This window comes from Thermocladium modestius, assembly GCF_055398215.1.
Map to the genome: position 1 here is coordinate 1,675,246 of NZ_AP043731.1, position 17,294 is coordinate 1,692,539.

Here is a 17,294-nt window from a genome sequence, read left to right on the forward strand (position 1 = left end):
ATGCTTATTAAGTGGGGGGTCATTTGTCAACGATGCAACGAATGAAACTACAACATTATATAGATGGCGAGTTCCGCAATCCAACCAACGAGGAGTTCAGCGTTAAGGCGTCCCCCATGGATGGCTCGGCCATAGCGGATGTGCCGAGGGGGACCAGGGATGATGCTCGGGCAGCCATTGATGCTGCGTACGACGCGGTCAAGCAGTGGTCGAGGCTAACCTCAATCAAGCGGTCGGACTATATATACAAGATGTATGAGGTGGCGAAGTCGATGGAGGAGGACCTCATAAATACATTGATTGTAGAGGGCGGCGGCGTTTACAAGAAGGCATGGGGCGAGGTGGTGTTCACGGAGAGGCTGATGCGCAACGCGGCGGAGCTAGCTAGGCATTATGAGGGTGAGGTGTTGAGCTCCGACAGCGAGGCCACGATCTCCATGGTGTTCAAGAAGCCCAAGGGGGTCGTCGGAATAATAACTCCCTGGAATTACCCTCTATCCATCTCCATGAAGAAGGTGATCCACGCCATTGCGATAGGCAATACCGTGGTGCTGAAGACGGCCAGCGACACGCCCATAACAGGGTATAAGATAGCGGAGATAGCCCACAAGGCTGGGCTTCCGAAGGGCGTCTTGAACGTGGTGTTCGGCTCGGGCGGCGTGGTTGGCGACGAGATAGTTACAAGCAAGAAGATTAACCACCTCACCTTCACCGGAGAAACGGGGACGGGGAGGCAGATAGCTGAGAAGGCCGGGCGCGGGTTGAAGACCGTCACGCTGGAGCTGGGCGGCTCTGATCCATTGATAGTTCTAGACGACGCCGATCCCGACTACGCGGCTAGACTAGCGGTGTTCGCAGCTTTCTTCCACCAGGGACAAATATGCACGTCATCCAAGAGAATAATAGTGCATAAGGGCATATACGATAGATTCGCGCCGCGATTCATAGAGTACGTGAGGAGGATCAGGATGGGGGATCCCAGGGCGGACAGGAATATAGACTTCGGCCCCCTCATTAATAAATCCCAAGTGGAGTCAATGAAGGGGTTCCTGGAAGACGCGGTGAGCCGCGGCGCCAAGGTGGAGACTGGGGGAGGGGTAAATGGGAATTACTTCGAACCCACCGTTCTGAGCGGCGTTGACGAGAACGCCAAGGTCCTCCGCGAGGAGGTGTTCGGCCCAATCAGGCCCCTCATAGTGGTCGAGAACGACGAGGAGGCCATAGAGGTTGCCAACAAGACGGAGTACGGGCTATCCGGCGCGGTGATCACCAACAACATAAATAGGGCAATGAATATAGCGGAGGCCGTGGAGTCCGGCATGTTCCATATAAACGACGTGACGTTCCTGGAGGAGTCCCACGTGCCTTTCGGCGGCATAAAGGCGAGCGGCATAGGGAGGGAGGGGGGTAAGTACTCCTTCCATGAATCAACGTATGATAGGTGGACCACCATAACCCTGAGGCAGAGGAAGTTCCCCATACCATCCATGTAACCAAGAAATGGATCTTCTTCGCCTCGTTTTACTTACACGCTGACCTCCCGCTCTCCGCTGGCCAACTCGACTTTGACCAACCGCCCTCCCAGGTACTTCTCGTACAGCAACCCCACCTCCGCTGCCGCCTTTATGAGCAGGTCCCCGCTTATTCCAGGCACGCCGGCGCTTATTATCAGTATGTTCCTCGTGCTTGCCTCAACCATGGTTAACTCGGAGTCCCTGTATGGGTATACGTGGAGGATTGTGCCATCGCTGGCCGCCAGCACTATTTGATTGCTGGTCAGGGTTCTCCTGGGGGAGCCTATGGGTATGAATACCTCCCCCTCCGCTGCGTACCTAAGGGTTAACTTGTCGGCCTTTATCTTATCCATGTCGTAAAGCCCTATGGGGACTTTGTGCTTAATGCTGATGATGTTCCCTATGTCCACGGCTGGGTTGATGGTTGGTATCTTCCCATTATTGAGGATGCGGCGAATCAATGCTTCCTGGGCCGGCCTCTGCTTGGTGGGGTCTATCTTTAGGACTCTCCAATAGAAGTCCCTATAGGAGCGTATCACTGGGTCGGCCAGCAAGTCCTTTGTTGAGCCGTTGATCTCCGCCGCCGCTTGCTCCCACTCCAGCCTCAAATCCACGCTGGCCTTATTGTTCAACTCCATTGCCGAGGCGACCCCAAGCTGAATGCCCATGCGGGCCAACTCATCGGCGATGCTCACTCTCATAACTGACCACTCACGGCATTGAATATAAATGTTTAATTTAATAGGGAAACTTCTCGGCGTTTCCATGACGCGTATGGGCCGCGGTCGGCATTTGGCTGCACAATGTTTTTAAACGGTGGGAAGGACGTTGATGGCATGGTTATGATTTGCAAGCTTTGCGGAAAGAACATGAACTCTGTGGATGAATACGTGAGGCACGTAATGATGGAGTGCAAGCAAGTTCCGAGGACCAGGAAGTGCCCGGTATGCGGCAGGAGGTTCAACACAATCCATAAGTTCAAGGTTCACCTAATGAATGAAGCGTTGATAGATGTCCGCCACGGCAGCATGTTGGTTCAATTGCAGTAATGCAATGCGCTACCTGCGTCGAGTTCAGCCCCAGTCTTTGCCGGGATACCCTTCAGGAGCCGCGGTCATCGCTGGATTAAGCGTTTCCCCGCTCATATCTGCAGCTCAGCGGCCGGCCGTGATCGCTTGACGGGGACCGGCTGCGTCGTGAAGCCAATGGATGAGCTTAAGTCGTTTCACGGCGAAAAAGCGATATTTACCATAACGCGTATTCTCATTTATGCCTGAAATAGATTCCTTGGTTGAGAAGAAGGCCTCTCAAGTAGATGCCACCGGAACCATCATAACCGCGATTAGATTGCTTAACAGGGGAGCGGTGCGGTGGGCGCTCAGGGCGTTGACTAGGGAGGTGGAACTGAATGGGGAGAGGAAGCCCCTCATGGAGTGGGTGCTGGCTAGGTACGCGGGGGAGAAGCAGTGCCCAATCGTGGCCCACATGATAGCTCCATTCTTTGAGGCGGGAATGAAGTTGGCCACGGCGTACCTTCACTCTGATGATGAGGCAGTAAAGAAGATGCTGGGCGATCCGGCCGTGAGGAGAGGGCTCGTCACCACGCTGAGGGGAATCGCGCTCTTCGGAGTGACCACTCCCCAGAAACTGCCGGCTCCCTTCTTCATTGTCTGGAACTTCACGAACTCCTGCAACCTGAGGTGCATTCACTGCTACCAAAACGCGGGCCGCCCGCTCCCAAACGAGTTGAGCCTAGACGAGAAGCTGAGGGTAGTAAAGGAATTGGACGAGGCTGGGGTGCCCGCCATAGCCCTATCAGGCGGGGAGCCCACGGTGCACAGAGACTTCTGGCCCGTGCTGGCCGAGATAGCTAGGAGAGGGTTCTATCCAGCAATCGCCACGAACGGCTTGACGCTCTCCAATATGGAGTTCGCCGAGAAGGCCCGAAGGGCAGGCTTGAGGTACGTGGAGATCAGCATAGACGCGGCTGATCCGCGGGTCCACGATAAGTTCAGGGGGGTTAACGGCGCGTGGTCTAAGGCGGTTAACGGGTTGAGGAACGCCGTCAAGTTGGGCTTCAGCACGGCTTTGGCGTTCACCGTCACCAAGGTTAACCTGGACGAGGTGGATAAGGTGATAGAGTTGGCCCAGGAGATAGGGGTTTCCAAGGTGATCTTCTTCAACTTCGTGCCGGTGGGAAGGGGGCGCGAGAACCTAGAGATAGACCTCTCCCCGGAGGAGCGGGAGGAGTTCCTCAGGCACATTTATGGGGAAATGAAGAGGACTAAGATGGAGATAATAAGCACGGCGCCGCAGTACGGCAGGGTAGTCAATCAACTCAGCGCGGGCAGCGATGTCTCCCCAACTCACTTCGTGGTGGCCAGCGACCCCATAACCAAGGAGTTGACTGAGTTCATCGGCGGATGCGGCGCGGGCAGGGTCTACGCCGCTATAGAGCCGGAGGGCACGCTCACGCCATGCGTCTTCCTGCCCCACCCCGTGGGCAATTTGAGGTCAAAGTCTTTCTGGGACATATGGATGGATCCATTCATGGAGAACTTCAGGAACCGCGACTTGCTTAAGGGGTTCTGCGGCCAATGCCCCTATAAGCTGATATGCGGAGGATGCAGGGCTAGGGCGTATAATTACTTCGGGGACGTCCTGGCCCCGGACCCGGGCTGCATCTATAACTCATCGGATTGGCGTAAATTGATGGGAGACGTATCCAAGATAAAGGTGAAGGCCCCCATGGCCATCAAGTGATCAACTATGAAGGTCCTTCTCGCCGTCCCGCCCGGCATAGAGAAGCTGGAGCTGTATAAGGTGCTGGGCCTAAGAGCGCCCCCGCTTGGCCTGGCCTGGATAGCCGCAGTGCTGGAGCAGGGAGGGCACGACGTCAAGATAGTTGACTCGCCCACGCTTGGCCTGGATATGGCCTCGTTCATGAACGAGGTGAAGACATGGCATCCCGACGTGGTCGGTCTCACCGCCATGACGCCCACCATATATAAGGCGTATGATGCGGTGAAGGCCATTAAGGAATACGATGCTGACTTGCCCGTAATAATGGGAGGGCCCCACTCCACGTTCATGTACGAGGAATCCCTGGGAAGCGGCGTCGACGTGGTGGTTAGGGGGGAGGGCGAGTTAACGACTCTGGAGTTGATCAACGCCATCGAGAGGAACGGGCTTGATCCAGCCGCTCTCAAGAAGGTGGAGGGGATAGCCTTCATGGATGGCGGCAAGCCGGTGATGACCAGGGATAGGCCCATAGTGAGGAACCTGGATGACCTGCCCCCGCCGGCCCGTCACCTGCTTCCCATGGATAGGTATACCTTATTCGGCAAGCCCATCAGGATAATACACGCCATGGCCAGCCGCGGTTGCCCCTACGGCTGCTCCTTCTGCTCTACATCGTATTTTTGGGGGAGAATGATTAGGTATAGATCCGCCAAGAACGTCGTGGACGAATTGGAGGATGCCATGGCCAGGTATAAAACCAACGTGATTGCATTCACGGATGATGAGTTCACGCTCGGCAGGAAATTCGTGAACGAGTTCTTGAGGGAGATAGACGAGCGGGGCCTCGACATATCGTTCTCATGCGGTTCTAGGGTCGACACCATAGATAAGGAAATGATGCTGGCACTACAGAGGCGCGGCTGCTCGGCCCTCTACTTCGGGGTGGAGTCGGGGAGCCAGGAATCCATAAACAGAATAGGGAAGAGGATAACGCTGGATAGAGCAGTGAAGGTGTTTCAGTGGGCCAAGGAGGTAAAGATAAGCCATGTCGGGTCATTCGTTGTTGGATTTCCCTGGGAGACCGTGGATGATATGAAGAACACGGTCAAGTTCGCCATTAAGCTCAAGCCAACCTATGCTCAATTCACCGTGGCCACTCCATACCCCGGAACCCCGCTTTACGCCGAGGCGGAGGGCGAGGGCTTGATAGAGGACAGGAATTGGGAGCACTACACCACGCTAACGGCGGTGATGAGGGGGTACAGGTTCACCAAGGAGCAGGCGCAGAAGGCGCTTCAGTGGGCCTACATAAGGTACTACGCCAGGCTAGGCTTCCTGCTGAGCGAGATGCTGCATGGAAGGTTAAGCACCATAGTTACGGCTATAAGGAACGCCCTAGTTCCCTGGTTCAACGAGCAACTGCTTCACAGGGAACCTCCTCAATAGCTTATCTGCCTCAAGGCATTGAGGCTCCTCCTGGCTGGGAGCAATGCATTGCTGAGGGATTCCACCGTGATGGGCACCCCCCACCTGGATATAAGGCCAACCAGCAGCCTCACGTTATCGTTGAACTCCCCCCTCTCCACGTAGTCGTGGACAAACGATAAAAGCCCCACCACTCCCTCCACTCCAACCATCTTGGCCAGCCACACCAATGCATCGGGGACGTTCAGCGACGCCTCGTTTCTCTCGCTCAGCTTGATTACCAAGTACATGAACGCCAAGTTGACGTTATTAACCAGCTCGCAGTCCACCCTACTGCAATCACTCCTATTTACGATCACGCCGTTATGCACGTATATGCTTCCCCTCTCAAAGCTGAACCTCAGCGACGCCGTGATTCCCCCATGGCTGAATATCTCGACCTCCCCGCCCAGCTTTGTGGATAGTCTCCTCAATCTTCTGAGCAATCTATACACGTCCTCCCTCTCGCAATTCCTAGCCAGGAACGGCGTGGTGGCCATGAGGGGCAGATCTATGCAACTCAAGTTGAATGAGTTGCACGTGATCACCCGCCTGTACAGCATGAAAAGGATCAAGTGGAGGGTATCCATCTCCCTTATTGGACAGCCATCGCTGGTCGGCGGGGACTTGAAATCCACTTATTGATTGAGCCGTGAAATGGATTATAAACATTACCCCTTATGACGGCACGGCGTCTGTGCCCCAAGTAATTGCCGTAAACCGTAAAAACGGGCTTAGCTGGGGGGTCCATGAGCCCCGGTAGCTCAGCCTGGTGGAGCGCTCGACCCTGCTCTGAAGCGGAGGGGGCGAACCTTGTAAGTTCCCATCAAGGGAGCGAGAGGTCCCGGGTGGCGGGGATCCGCCCGGGAATTCAAATCCCGGCCGGGGCTCCAAACATTCACGCTTGGGAATGCTTTTTAACTTGCTGATGAGTTGGACAGGTATGGAAAATGATTTGCCGTTCTCGGAGGTAGTCAAGGTGTTTGAGGCGATAGAGGCCACCACGCAGCGCACAGTAATGGCGAAGCTCCTATCCAGCATCTTCAAGGAGGCGCCGCCCCAAGCCATGGATAAGGTAGTCTACATACTGCTGGGGCAGCTCCGCCCGGACTGGGAGGGGGTGGAGTTGGGAGTTGGCGAGAAGCTGGCCATGCGCGCCATATCCACAGCCAGCGGCTTGCCGTTCAAGAAGGTAGAGGAGACTTACAAGAAGCTGGGCGACCTGGGGGAGGCTGCTAGGCAGGTGATGTCCATGAAAGGCGCATCCACCATCCTGGATTACTTCGGGGCTAAGCGGTCCAGGGCATTGACTGTGGGCGAGGTGTATGAATCCTTGATGAACGTTGCCAAGGCATCGGGGGAGGGGGCCCAGGACGCCAAGGTAAGGCTACTGTCGTCCCTCTTCGCGGCGGCGTCCCCGGACGAGGCCAAGTACATAGCTAGGTTCATAGTGGGCAAGCTGCGGCTGGGGGTCGCCGACATGACGGTGCTGGACTCGCTGTCCGATGTCTTCAACGTGCCCAAGGAGTCCCTGGAGAAGGCTTATCACGTTCATCCTGATCTGGGCCACATAGCTAGGCTGCTGGCGGAGAGGGGACGCGATGCATTGGCTGAGCTGCGGGTTACTCCCGGCATCCCGATCCAGCCCATGCTGGCCGAGCGATTATCCTCATCCAAGGAGATACTGGGCAAGCTGGGGGGAATCGCGATCTGCGAGTATAAGTACGATGGGGAGCGGGCGCAGATACACAGGAGGGGGGACTCGGTGAGGATATTCAGCAGGAGGCTGGAGGATATAACCCATGAATATCCCGACGTGGTTGGCTACGTGATGGAGGCGATGGAGTCCAGGGACTTCGTAGTGGAGGGCGAGATAGTCACGGTGGATCCGGACACCGGCGAGATCAAGCCGTTCCAGGAATTGATGCATAGGAAGAGGAAGCACGACATAAAGGAGGCCGTGGAGGAGTACCCCGTGGAGGTTTTTCTATTCGACGCGATATACATGGACGGGGTGGACTTGACGGACCTCCCACTAATAGATAGGAAAAGGGCCTTGTGGGGGGCGATGAAGCCTCATCCCAAGGTCCACCACGCCACGTGGAGGTTGCTGGACGACCCTGCGGAGACGGATAAATTCTTCCTGGAGGCTATAAGCAATGACTGCGAGGGTATAATGTGCAAGTCGGTGAAGCGGGACTCCATCTATGAGTTGGGCGCGCGCGGCTGGCTCTGGATAAAGTATAAGCGGGACTACAAGAGCGAGTTGACGGATACCCTGGATCTAGCCGTGGTGGGGGCATTCTGGGGCCGGGGGCGCAGGGCTGGATTGTATGGGGCATTGCTGTTGGCGGCGTATGACCCGGACACGGATCAGTTCTACACCGTGGCCAAGGTGGGAAGCGGCTTCACGGATGAGGACCTCAAGAAACTGCCTGAGATGCTGGATCAATACAAGCTACCCCACAAGCATCCCAGGGTCGTGTCTAAGATGGAGCCCGACGTCTGGTTCGTGCCCGGGCTGGTTATAGAGGTGATAGGCGCGGAGATAACGCAGTCGCCCATACATACGTGCTGCATGGATCCCAAGGCAGGCACGGGGCTAGCCATAAGGTTCCCCCGATTCACCGGGAGGTATAGGACGGATAAGTCCCCGGAGCAAGCCACCACAGTGAGGGAGGTGATGGAGATGTTCAGGAACCAGAAGAAGATAGGCGAGCAGTCAATCGATGAATCGATCTAGCCATGGGTTCGTCGCCGTAATAGGGTTGCTGAGAAACGTTAAAAAACCCATGTAATCGCGATCTCTTGATAGAAATGTTTTCGCCACAGATGGCTGGGTATGATAGGGCTATAACGATATTTAGCCCGGAGGGCGAATTATACCAGGTCAGGTACGCCGGGGAGGCTGTGAAGAGGGGATGGGCCACCTTGGGAATAAAGTGCAAGGGAGGCGTGGTGCTGGCCGCGGAGAAGCGGAAAATGAGTCCCCTCATAGACCTCTCCAGCATAGATAAGGTATACATGATAGACGAGCACATCGGCATAGCGCCATCCGGCCTCCACGCGGACGCCAGGATATTGATAGATTACGCCAGGGAGCAGGCCCAGACGTATAGGTTGCTGTTCGATGAACCGGCGGAGGTGGAGTACGTCACCAAGAAGATAAGCGATCTGAAGCAGGTGTATACCCAACATGGCGGCGTGAGGCCGTTCGGGGCAGCGTTGATAGTGGGCGGGGTGGATAGTCACGGGCCAATGCTGTTCCAAACCGATCCGGGCGGCATTTACTTCGGGTACTACGCCACCGCGCTGGGGAATAGTTCCTCCGCTATACTGGATTACCTGGAGAAGAACTACACGTATGACATGGATATAGGCGAGTGCACTAAGCTCGCCGTTAAGGCGCTTAGCCTTGTGGTGGAGTCGCTGGAGGTGGATAGGATAGAGATGGGGACGATAGAGACCGCCACTAAGAAGTATAGAAAGCTCAACACTGATGAGATCAAGGCGCTCATAGATAAGATAAAGGAGGAGCGCGGAAGCACTCAGTAGGCACGTTATTCTTTCAATAAAGGTCAGCGTTTTGTTTTTCTCGTTCTTTGAGGCCATCGGCGGATTTCGGCGACGGCTTTGTTGGTGAACGGCGTTTCCCGATTAATTAGGGGCTATGTATGGCTTCCTCCTCGCGGGTTCGAGGCCTTACGAAACATTTATAAAACGCATAACGATGAGTGGTCAAGTTTGATGGAAAGATGTTCCAATCACTACGTTCGGAATTGGCTAATGCCTTGCTTGATGCAGGCTTCAAAGAACCAACGGAGATTCAAAGCGCATCTCTGCCTCGCCTAATGAGGGGCGGGGACGCGGTGCTGAGGGCGAGGACCGGGAGCGGCAAGACCGCTGCCTACCTCCTCCCCATAATGAACTCCGTTGAGGGGCGGACAGGCGAGGTCCTGGTGCTGGCGCCAACCAGGGAATTGATCAGGCAAATAGCGGATCAATTCGACGCGTTTAACAAGTACCTGGGCTACGGGAAGGTCCTTGTTTACGGAGGCGTCGGGTACCAGGGGCAGGAGAGGGGCTTGCGGTCCGCCACGTTCATTTTCGCCACCCCAGGCAGGATGCTCGACATGGTGAGGAGGGGCAGCGTTGACTTGGGCAGGGTTAGGTTCCTCGTGATAGATGAGGTGGATAGGATGTTGGATATGGGTTTCATAGACGACGTGAAGACAATACTATCCCTTTCCGCCAATAGGAGGCAGACAGTGATGGCCTCCGCCACGGTTCCCCCGGAGGTTAAGTCATTGATAAAGAGCTTCATGCCGGGCGCCGCGTTCATAGGCGTGGGGGATGAGTACGACGTGCCCCAGATAGAGCAGGTGGTTTACGTGGTGTCGGGGGACTGGGACGAGAAGATGGACCTAGTAGTGAAGGAAATTAATGGAAAGACCATAATATTCACTAACACCAGGAAAAGGGCGGACGCGCTTCATAGGCAGTTGAGGAGGAGATTAAGCGGCGTGTTCTACACCCACGGCGGGGTGGATCAACGCGTGAGGGAGAGGGTGATGGATGAGTTCAGGGAGAGAGGTAAGGTGCTGATAGCCACGGATCTCGTGTCCAGGGGAATAGATATACTTGATGTGAATACTATAATAAACTTCGACGTGCCCCAAGATCCCGAGACGTACATACATAGAATAGGCAGGACCGCCAGGCTGAATAGGGGAGGAAGGGCGGTGACGCTTGCCACGGATGACGACGTCGATATAGTGATCAGAGCCGCTCAAATGACCAAGACAAGGCCGGTGATCAATAGGATCAGCCACGGAGGTCCGCGCGTCATGAGGGCGAAGAGCCGTGAATGGAGTTAATCCCCTCCCCTTCAAGATTGATCATTGATGGGGCGGACGCGCTCGCAGCATGAGGCACCGATCCGTTGAGTGAATCCTCGCATTGCTCGTGACCGCGTTGAGCTGAAAGATACGATTAGATGGCTTGCCGCCATGGGCTTGAGGCCTACTATTAATTCGGTGAGGGCCTGGGCTGGAAAATAGCTGGGAAGCCCCATCAATGCCCTGCTGTGGTCATGCATTTCTACAGCTACCTAGGCGCTCGAGGTTAATGAGGTAATTAATGTGGTTGAGGGGCTGGGGAGATCTTAATCTGCAATCCTGGGAGCTGCGCTTTGTCCTGGACGCGGTTGGCTTTGTCATGGCGATCACAATGCCTCCCTCATCATGCCTGGGAGGAGCTGAGTGGCCCTCGTTGCTTCCCGGAAGTGAGGAACGTGGCGGCGCGTTTAAGTGGGAAGCAACCTAATTCGGGGGAAGGGGGGGGGGGGTAGTCGCTCATTGCTGGGCTTCCTCAATTAGACTGGCTTCTCTGTTTCTTCCTGAAATCGCCGAGGCAATTACTGCAGCAAAAATAATAAGTCCTGTTATGATACCTAGCGGTGAGCGGTTCTCCCTTTATCAACCCCCCACAGTAATCGCAGTGCAGCTCGCTTGGGGTGATGCTGGTTGAGTCGCGTCTCCACATCCTTTTATTAGATATGAAAAATTGAGTCTGCGATGCTCCGTTTTCCTTGATTAGAAACTCCAATTCGTTCATATCGGCGACCTTGGCTACTCCCAGGAATTTACCATCTATCAACTCGTATACTTCATTAAAGCGATCCAGCTTTGTGGGTTTCTCGTTCATTATCAAGGCCACGATGCTGCCCCCGCTATACTCCTCGCTCACCTCCACGGTGAACCTCCTTATCACGCCACGCCTTACTAGACCCCTTATTACCTTGGATACGGTGTTGCGCGATAAGCCAAGCTTCTTCGCCAAGCGAGCGGTGGGCTCTCTTGAATCGTGGATAAGCTCATTTAATACCCTGTACTCCACCTCGCTTAGTCCCTCAGGCATGTATCTCCAAAGCGGGGACGAGTTAAAAACACTCTGCTAAGCTTTATATGAATCGAGAGAGCAGAGTGCGCTAAGAAAGAGATATCTAACGCCGTGCATCCGGCTCATTATGGAGCACGCGGGAAATAGGGATCCGGTCTGCGGCATGATGGTGGAGTCGACAACTCGATTCAAATCGCTTTTCAGGGGAAGAGTGTATTATTTCTGCTCCGAGTCCTGTAAGCGCAAGTTCGACTCGAACCCGGAGAAGTACCTGAGCGGGAACATTGAGCCCATGCAGTGATGGTAGGGCGGTAATCGAGATGAACGTTGATTTGCCTGAGGTTAAGGTGAAGCTGAGCGGGGAGCGGGGCCGTGAGGTCTCGTTCAGGATAATAGGAATGCATTGTGCATCCTGCAGCTTAACTGTTCAGAAAGCCATGAGGTCGGTGAGGGGGGTATTATCGGCGGACGTCAGCGCCGCCTCAAATGAGGCTCGCGTGGTGGTAGGCGAGGAATTCGACAGGGGCGAGTTGTTGAAGGCAGTTCAAGCGGTTGGGTACGATATATACAGGGAGGATGCCGTTATATCGCTCAGGCGTCTGGAGGCCGACGATGCTAGACTGATAGAGACAGCGGCGTCGAGGATGGACGGGGTATTCAAGGCTAGAGTTAACTTGGGTCTCAACCAGGTGCTGGTTACTTATAATCCCCTCGAGGTGGAGCCAAGAGAGCTGGCCGAGGAGTTGAGGAGGATGGGGCTGGATGTGGTGGCCGTGTCCAGCTATGATGAGGCGGACATCGATGAGAAGGCTGCCTTGATTGATCTAAACGATATACGGACTAGGCTGATGATCGCGCTGCCCCTGACCGCCGCACTGTTCGTGGCTGCATCGTTGAATTACCTGGGCGTGCTTGGGAATGAACTGTACAACTTGGTGGGATTTATGCTTGCCACCCCGATTCAGTTCTACTCCGGGTGGAGATTCATGAGGGGTGCCGCATTCGCGTTGCGGCACGGCGCGGCCAACATGGATGTTCTGGTCACCCTTGGTTCCCTCAGCGCTTACTTCCTCAGCATATACTTGCTTGCCCGCTCCCTCGCCTCAGCAACGTTCTTCGACTCGTCGGCCATCATAACGTTCATATTGATTGGGAAATACGTGGAGGCTAGGATGAGGTGGAAGGCCCACGAATCGATTGGGAAGCTGGGTTCATCGCGACTAACTGCTAGGCTAGTGGATGGCAGGGAGATACCCGTGGTGGACGTGAGGCCGGGGGATGAGGTGGTTGTGGCCGCCGGCGAGGCCGTGCCGGTGGACGGTGTAATAGATCAAGGAGAGGGCTTGATTGATGAATCGGCTATAAGCGGTGAATCGACGCCGGTGAGGAGGGGAATCGGCGATGCCGTGATCGGCGGATCCAAGTTGCTGAACGGCTACTTAGTTATCAGGGCCACCAGGACCGGTAAGTATTCATTTATGTCTCAGATGCTGAAATTGGTGAGGCAGGCCCAATCATCTCGCCTACCCATTCAGTCCATTATAGATGAGATATCCGGCTACTTCTCGTGGGCCATCATTTCGGTGGCTGTAATCACGTTAATCACGTGGCTATTCATCATGCGCGTCACATTGCCTGTTGCAGTGATATACATGGCCTCCGTTCTGGTGGTGGCCTGTCCATGCGCTCTTGGACTGGCCACGCCGCTCAGCATAATGGTAAGTATGGGTCGGTCTGCATCGCTGGGCATACTGATCAGAAATGCGGAGGCGATTGAGAGAATGCCGCGGGTTAAGGTCATGGTTCTTGACAAGACGGGCACGCTCACCACAGGCAAGCCGGCGGTTAGCTACGTATACGACGTGCGCGGCGGCGTGGATGTCATAAAGTGGGCGGCGTCGGCGGAGACCGCCTCCAATCACCCAATCGCCGCCGCCATAATTGCGGAGGCCAGGAGGCTGGGCTTAGAGGTCCGCAGGCCTGCATCTGTGGACGTGGTGGATGGGGGCATTGTAGCAAGCATAGATGGAAATACAGTGGCGGTGGGGAATGAGAGGGTGGTAAAGGGCATGGGACTGGAACTGCCGCCTCGGGTGGAGGCGATGGCCAAGGGGAGGCTGGGGACCTTGGTTTACGTGATTCTGAATGGCGAGTTGCTGGGATTCATAGAGCTGAGGGACTCAATAAGGCCGGAGGCACGCGAATTGATTGACTGGTTGAGGAGAAATGGAATTAAGCCAATAATGGTGACTGGGGACTCCGAGGGGCCGGCGCGAAGCGTGGCCAGCGAGTTGGGCATTGAGGAGTTCTACAGCGGCGTGATGCCGGCGGAGAAGGGAGACTTAATTCATGAGCTGAGGAGGAGCTTATCGAATGGATTTCTAGCCATGGTTGGGGACGGCACCAATGATGCTCCGGCGCTTGGAACGGCCGACGTCGGCATAGCCATGGGAAGCGGAACCGATATAGCCAAGGAGGCCGGCGACGTAATACTGGTGAGAAACGACTTGAGGCAGATAATTAGGCTCCACCATATTGCTAGGAAGACAATGTCCAACATAAAGTTTAACATAGCATATGCCTTCATCTACAACGCCGCACTGATACCGTTGGCCGCCGGCGTGCTCGGCATAATGATCAGGCCAGAATTCGCATCGATAGCGATGGCAATGAGCAGCATATCGGTGACGCTCAACTCGCTGAGGCTTATGCGCGCTTGATGAGTCACTGTGAGATAAGGCAATTGCCCGCTCATCCTTACACCTCAACCCGCTCATTGCGAATTATGATTCCTCAACGCATTGATTGACAGCACATGGAGGCGGGAGCTAATTCATCGATTAAATGCATCGCCAGCATTCCCGCCCTGTTTAATCGATGCATTGCCTCTGGCTCAACCTCGACGTGGGAGGGGATTCCAAGGGGCTTAACTTTAAAACCGCCGTTGGATCTTCAATGCATGGCTCTGGCCCTGGGAGTTGACATAGGTGCATCATTCATAAGGGTTGGCGTGATAGACAGGGATGGCCGCGTCTTGACTAAGGAGCGGGTGCCCGTGCCCCCTGAGGGGGATGAGAATACAATGGCTGATCTGATAACGGGATCCATTAGAAACAAGCTGCCGAAGGAGCAGGTGGAGGCATCTATTGCGGTGGGGATCGGATCGATTGGTCCGCTGGATTTGAGGAGCGGCAACGTTATTATAGCGCCTAATCTAAAGTGGCGCATCAAGAAGTTCAAGGTGGTGGAGCCAATACGGCGGGCGTTGGGCAAGCAAGTCATCCTCTGCAACGATGCCGCTGCAGCGGCGTGGGGGGAGCATGTGTTCGGCGATGGACGCGGCGTGGATAACATGGTGTATATAACGCTATCAACTGGAATAGGGGCGGGCGTCATAGTTGACGGTAATTTATTGATGGGCAAGGACGGCAATGCTCACGAGGTCGGCCACTTCGTGGTGGATGCTGAGCTGGGCATAAAGTGCGGCTGCGGCGGGGTGGGGCATTGGGAAGCCGTGGCCAGCGGGGGAAACATGCCCAGGAGCATTTCCCTATTCGCGCAGAAGAGGTACGCCGGCCCACATACGGAGCTCTACAGGAGAGCGGTGTCCGGCCCCCCTCCTTCCGCCCAGGAGATATTTAGATACGCAAAGGAGGGGGATGACTTCGCCGTGCAGTACGTGGATTACATCTCCGAGGTGCACGCCATGGGCATGGCCAACATAGTGAATTCCTATGATCCTGAATTAATAGTGCTGGGCGGAAGCGTGATCCTAAACAACAGCGACTTATTGATGCCCAGCATTATTGAAAAAATGAAGAAGTACGCAGCCAATAGATTGCCCGAGATCAAATTGACCAGGTTCGGCGATGATATAGGCATAATAGGTGCCGCCGCGTTGGTTCACGACGTTCCCAGCACGTTGAGGAAATTCTTGGTGGGCTAGCGCAAATAGATATAACTGCATGCTTGCTGAGCAACGTGACCCATCGCCGCCCCTCGCTTGCTCCTGCCGAGCGATCTGGGGATAACTGGAAACGGTTAACAATGAAGCGCCTGGAACTAAAGGTGTTTCCGCTCGAGCAGCTCAATAATTCAATCGACGTGACGAGCAACCTAAGGCTTAGCTAGGATTAGGCGTTGGGGCGATTAACGGAGGAGCTGCTCATGCATCTACCCGTCGATGCAGCGGCGTTGGGTCGCCGGCGGCAGTGATTTTAAGCCTGGCCGTTGGCGATGCAGCAATGCATTTCCCTAGGGCAGTCGTAGCGGGGGTCAGCAGCGGCGTTGGGAAGACGATGGTGAGCACCGGAATAATGGCTGCATTATCCAAGAAATACGTGGTTCAGCCATTCAAGGTGGGTCCCGACTTCATTGATATAACTTTCCATAAATCGGCCACGGGTCGTCCATCCATTAATCTTGATGTTTGGCTCATGGGAAGTGACGGGGTTATTTCTTCGTTTGTGAGGAGCGCACCCGCTGCGGGCATCTCGATAATAGAGGGAGTGATGGGCCTGTTCGATGGGGAATTGTCGGGCAACAGCACGATGGGGGTGGCAAGGTTGCTTTCAGCGCCCGTAATATTAGTGTTGGATTGCAGCGCCATGGGGGAAACAGCAGGTGCCGTCGTGAGGGGGTTCAGGGACGTGATTAGGGGGGTCATATTGAACAATACATCATCTAAGTCCCACTGCGACATGTGTAGGTGGGGGGTGGAGCAACTGGCGGGGGTCAAGGTGCTTGGCTGCGTTCCACGTGATCCAGCGGTTACAGTGCCGGAGAGGCATTTGGGGCTTAGAATGGCTCATGAAGTGCCGCCGGGCTTCATTAAGGGGCTGGCGAAGCTCGTGGAGGATAACGTGGACCTGGATGAATTGGTCAGGATAGCCTATGAGTCGCCCGAGATCAATGCGGCTCCCGACGGCGCGGATCGCGTGACTATAACGGATTCTGCGGCTTATATAGCGTTCGATTCGGCGTTTAATTTCTATTACCAGGAAAACATAGATGCGCTGGAGAGGGCTGGGTTTAGGGTGAGGTTTTTCAGCCCCACCGCGGGGGACGTCTACGGGAGCGATGCTGGCCTAGTGATCTTCGGCGGCGGCTATCCGGAGCTGTTCTTAGACGAGTTGGCCGGAAACCAGGCTTTGATGAATGCATTGCGCCGGGACTCCGCGGCTGGCCTGCCCATATATGCGGAGTGCGGTGGATTGATGTACCTTTCCAAGTACATAGATAACGGCGGGAAGCGTGTCAATATGGTCGGCCTCTTTGATGTTGGGATAGAAATGGGGAGGCGATTAACGCTGGGCTATACCGTGCTGGAGGCGACGAGGGATTCATTGATTGCGGCAAGGGGAGGTGAGTTGAGGGGGCATGAGTTTCACTACTCGAGCCCATTATTGCTGGGCCCAGCGGAATTCGCCTACGTAGTTCGCCGGGGCAAGGGGATTGATGGGTTTGATGGATTGATCAGTCATAACACGCTTGCGCAATACTCTCACCTCATCCTTGCCCGGAGCGGCTCCATTGATCGCCTGGCCAACATTAGTAATTCATATAATAGGAAATAATTAAATGGTATGAATGTTAATTAATCCATTATTTTTTGTATTCTATCTATGTAATGCTTCTTTAATAATTAATTAACTGCATAATCTTCTCTTTATT

General features: G+C 54.9%; 14 protein-coding genes and 1 tRNA gene. 12 read left to right on the forward strand and 3 right to left on the reverse strand.

Features of this window, described 5'->3' with window-relative positions; genetic code table 11:
• The first annotated feature begins 32 nt into the window (after positions 1-32).
• On the forward strand, positions 33-1,493 hold the full coding sequence (locus ACZ5ZS_RS08705; protein WP_188595675.1) for an aldehyde dehydrogenase family protein: 1,461 nt from the start codon (positions 33-35) through the stop codon (positions 1,491-1,493).
• A gap of 32 nt (positions 1,494-1,525) precedes the next feature.
• Here ACZ5ZS_RS08705 and ACZ5ZS_RS08710 read toward each other — a convergent pair whose 3' ends face one another.
• A complete protein-coding gene (locus ACZ5ZS_RS08710; RefSeq protein WP_188595676.1) occupies positions 1,526-2,215 on the reverse strand; it encodes a B3/B4 domain-containing protein in 690 nt (229 codons plus the stop codon).
• Between the two features lie 141 nt (positions 2,216-2,356).
• On the opposite strand from ACZ5ZS_RS08710, the gene ACZ5ZS_RS08715 reads away from it, so the two are divergent.
• The 3 genes from ACZ5ZS_RS08715 to ACZ5ZS_RS08725 all read left to right on the forward strand — a co-directional run bounded on the left by ACZ5ZS_RS08715 (position 2,357) and on the right by ACZ5ZS_RS08725 (position 5,702).
• Positions 2,357-2,563 carry a C2H2-type zinc finger protein gene (locus ACZ5ZS_RS08715; protein ID WP_075059542.1) on the forward strand — a complete coding sequence of 69 codons (207 nt, stop codon included), beginning with the start codon at positions 2,357-2,359 and terminating at the stop codon, positions 2,561-2,563.
• Positions 2,564-2,783: 220 nt separating this feature from the next.
• Positions 2,784-4,277 carry a radical SAM/SPASM domain-containing protein gene (locus ACZ5ZS_RS08720; RefSeq protein WP_188595677.1) on the forward strand — a complete coding sequence of 498 codons (1,494 nt, stop codon included), beginning with the start codon at positions 2,784-2,786 and terminating at the stop codon, positions 4,275-4,277.
• Between the two features lie 6 nt (positions 4,278-4,283).
• A complete protein-coding gene (locus ACZ5ZS_RS08725; RefSeq protein WP_188595678.1) occupies positions 4,284-5,702 on the forward strand; it encodes a B12-binding domain-containing radical SAM protein in 1,419 nt (472 codons plus the stop codon).
• On the opposite strand, the gene ACZ5ZS_RS08730 is transcribed toward ACZ5ZS_RS08725, so the two are convergent.
• Positions 5,696-6,358: a hypothetical protein gene (locus ACZ5ZS_RS08730; RefSeq protein ID WP_188595679.1), complete on the reverse strand. Its 663-nt coding sequence runs from the start codon at positions 6,356-6,358 to the stop codon at positions 5,696-5,698. The genes ACZ5ZS_RS08725 and ACZ5ZS_RS08730 overlap by 7 nt on opposite strands.
• Before the next feature lie 115 nt (positions 6,359-6,473).
• Here ACZ5ZS_RS08730 and ACZ5ZS_RS08735 point away from each other — a divergent pair.
• From ACZ5ZS_RS08735 to ACZ5ZS_RS08750, 4 genes are all read left to right on the forward strand, one after another.
• Positions 6,474-6,613 (forward strand) — tRNA-Thr (locus tag ACZ5ZS_RS08735).
• A gap of 62 nt (positions 6,614-6,675) precedes the next feature.
• Positions 6,676-8,463: an ATP-dependent DNA ligase gene (locus ACZ5ZS_RS08740; protein WP_188595997.1), complete on the forward strand. Its 1,788-nt coding sequence runs from the start codon at positions 6,676-6,678 to the stop codon at positions 8,461-8,463.
• Between the two features lie 74 nt (positions 8,464-8,537).
• The gene (psmA, locus tag ACZ5ZS_RS08745) at positions 8,538-9,275 is read left to right on the forward strand and encodes an archaeal proteasome endopeptidase complex subunit alpha (protein ID WP_188595680.1); all 738 of its coding nucleotides are present in this window, start codon (positions 8,538-8,540) and stop codon (positions 9,273-9,275) included.
• Between the two features lie 179 nt (positions 9,276-9,454).
• Entirely contained in the window at positions 9,455-10,597 is a 1,143-nt protein-coding gene (locus ACZ5ZS_RS08750; RefSeq protein WP_229657616.1) for a DEAD/DEAH box helicase, read from the forward strand.
• A 493-nt stretch (positions 10,598-11,090) separates the two neighbouring features.
• On the opposite strand, the gene ACZ5ZS_RS08755 is transcribed toward ACZ5ZS_RS08750, so the two are convergent.
• On the reverse strand, positions 11,091-11,639 hold the full coding sequence (locus ACZ5ZS_RS08755; RefSeq protein ID WP_188595681.1) for a TRASH domain-containing protein: 549 nt from the start codon (positions 11,637-11,639) through the stop codon (positions 11,091-11,093).
• Positions 11,640-11,748: 109 nt separating this feature from the next.
• Here ACZ5ZS_RS08755 and ACZ5ZS_RS08760 point away from each other — a divergent pair, with 109 nt between their 5' ends.
• The 4 genes from ACZ5ZS_RS08760 (at position 11,749) to ACZ5ZS_RS08775 (ending at position 17,197) form a co-directional block, all read left to right on the forward strand.
• Entirely contained in the window at positions 11,749-11,922 is a 174-nt protein-coding gene (locus ACZ5ZS_RS08760; protein ID WP_075059537.1) for a YHS domain-containing protein, read from the forward strand.
• A gap of 19 nt (positions 11,923-11,941) precedes the next feature.
• Positions 11,942-14,341, forward strand: coding sequence for a heavy metal translocating P-type ATPase (locus ACZ5ZS_RS08765; RefSeq protein ID WP_188595682.1), 2,400 nt, complete (start codon positions 11,942-11,944; stop codon positions 14,339-14,341).
• A 239-nt stretch (positions 14,342-14,580) separates the two neighbouring features.
• The gene (locus ACZ5ZS_RS08770; RefSeq protein ID WP_188595683.1) at positions 14,581-15,567 is read left to right on the forward strand and encodes an ROK family protein; all 987 of its coding nucleotides are present in this window, start codon (positions 14,581-14,583) and stop codon (positions 15,565-15,567) included.
• A gap of 298 nt (positions 15,568-15,865) precedes the next feature.
• The gene (locus ACZ5ZS_RS08775; RefSeq protein ID WP_188595684.1) at positions 15,866-17,197 is read left to right on the forward strand and encodes a cobyrinate a,c-diamide synthase; all 1,332 of its coding nucleotides are present in this window, start codon (positions 15,866-15,868) and stop codon (positions 17,195-17,197) included.
• The last annotated feature ends 97 nt before the right edge of the window (positions 17,198-17,294 follow it).

What these genes read in the sequence shown, in the direction of transcription:
- ACZ5ZS_RS08705 (WP_188595675.1), top strand. Translation starts at nt 33, where the DNA reads ATGCAACGAATGAAACTACAACATTATATAGATGGCGAGTTCCGCAAT.
- ACZ5ZS_RS08710 (WP_188595676.1), bottom strand. Translation starts at nt 2,215, where the DNA reads ATGAGAGTGAGCATCGCCGATGAGTTGGCCCGCATGGGCATTCAGCTT.
- ACZ5ZS_RS08715 (WP_075059542.1), top strand. Translation starts at nt 2,357, where the DNA reads ATGATTTGCAAGCTTTGCGGAAAGAACATGAACTCTGTGGATGAATAC.
- ACZ5ZS_RS08720 (WP_188595677.1), top strand. Translation starts at nt 2,784, where the DNA reads ATGCCTGAAATAGATTCCTTGGTTGAGAAGAAGGCCTCTCAAGTAGAT.
- ACZ5ZS_RS08725 (WP_188595678.1), top strand. Translation starts at nt 4,284, where the DNA reads ATGAAGGTCCTTCTCGCCGTCCCGCCCGGCATAGAGAAGCTGGAGCTG.
- psmA (WP_188595680.1), top strand. Translation starts at nt 8,538, where the DNA reads ATGTTTTCGCCACAGATGGCTGGGTATGATAGGGCTATAACGATATTT.
- ACZ5ZS_RS08755 (WP_188595681.1), bottom strand. Translation starts at nt 11,639, where the DNA reads ATGCCTGAGGGACTAAGCGAGGTGGAGTACAGGGTATTAAATGAGCTT.
- ACZ5ZS_RS08760 (WP_075059537.1), top strand. Translation starts at nt 11,749, where the DNA reads ATGGAGCACGCGGGAAATAGGGATCCGGTCTGCGGCATGATGGTGGAG.
- ACZ5ZS_RS08765 (WP_188595682.1), top strand. Translation starts at nt 11,942, where the DNA reads ATGAACGTTGATTTGCCTGAGGTTAAGGTGAAGCTGAGCGGGGAGCGG.
- ACZ5ZS_RS08770 (WP_188595683.1), top strand. Translation starts at nt 14,581, where the DNA reads ATGGCTCTGGCCCTGGGAGTTGACATAGGTGCATCATTCATAAGGGTT.
- ACZ5ZS_RS08775 (WP_188595684.1), top strand. Translation starts at nt 15,866, where the DNA reads ATGCATTTCCCTAGGGCAGTCGTAGCGGGGGTCAGCAGCGGCGTTGGG.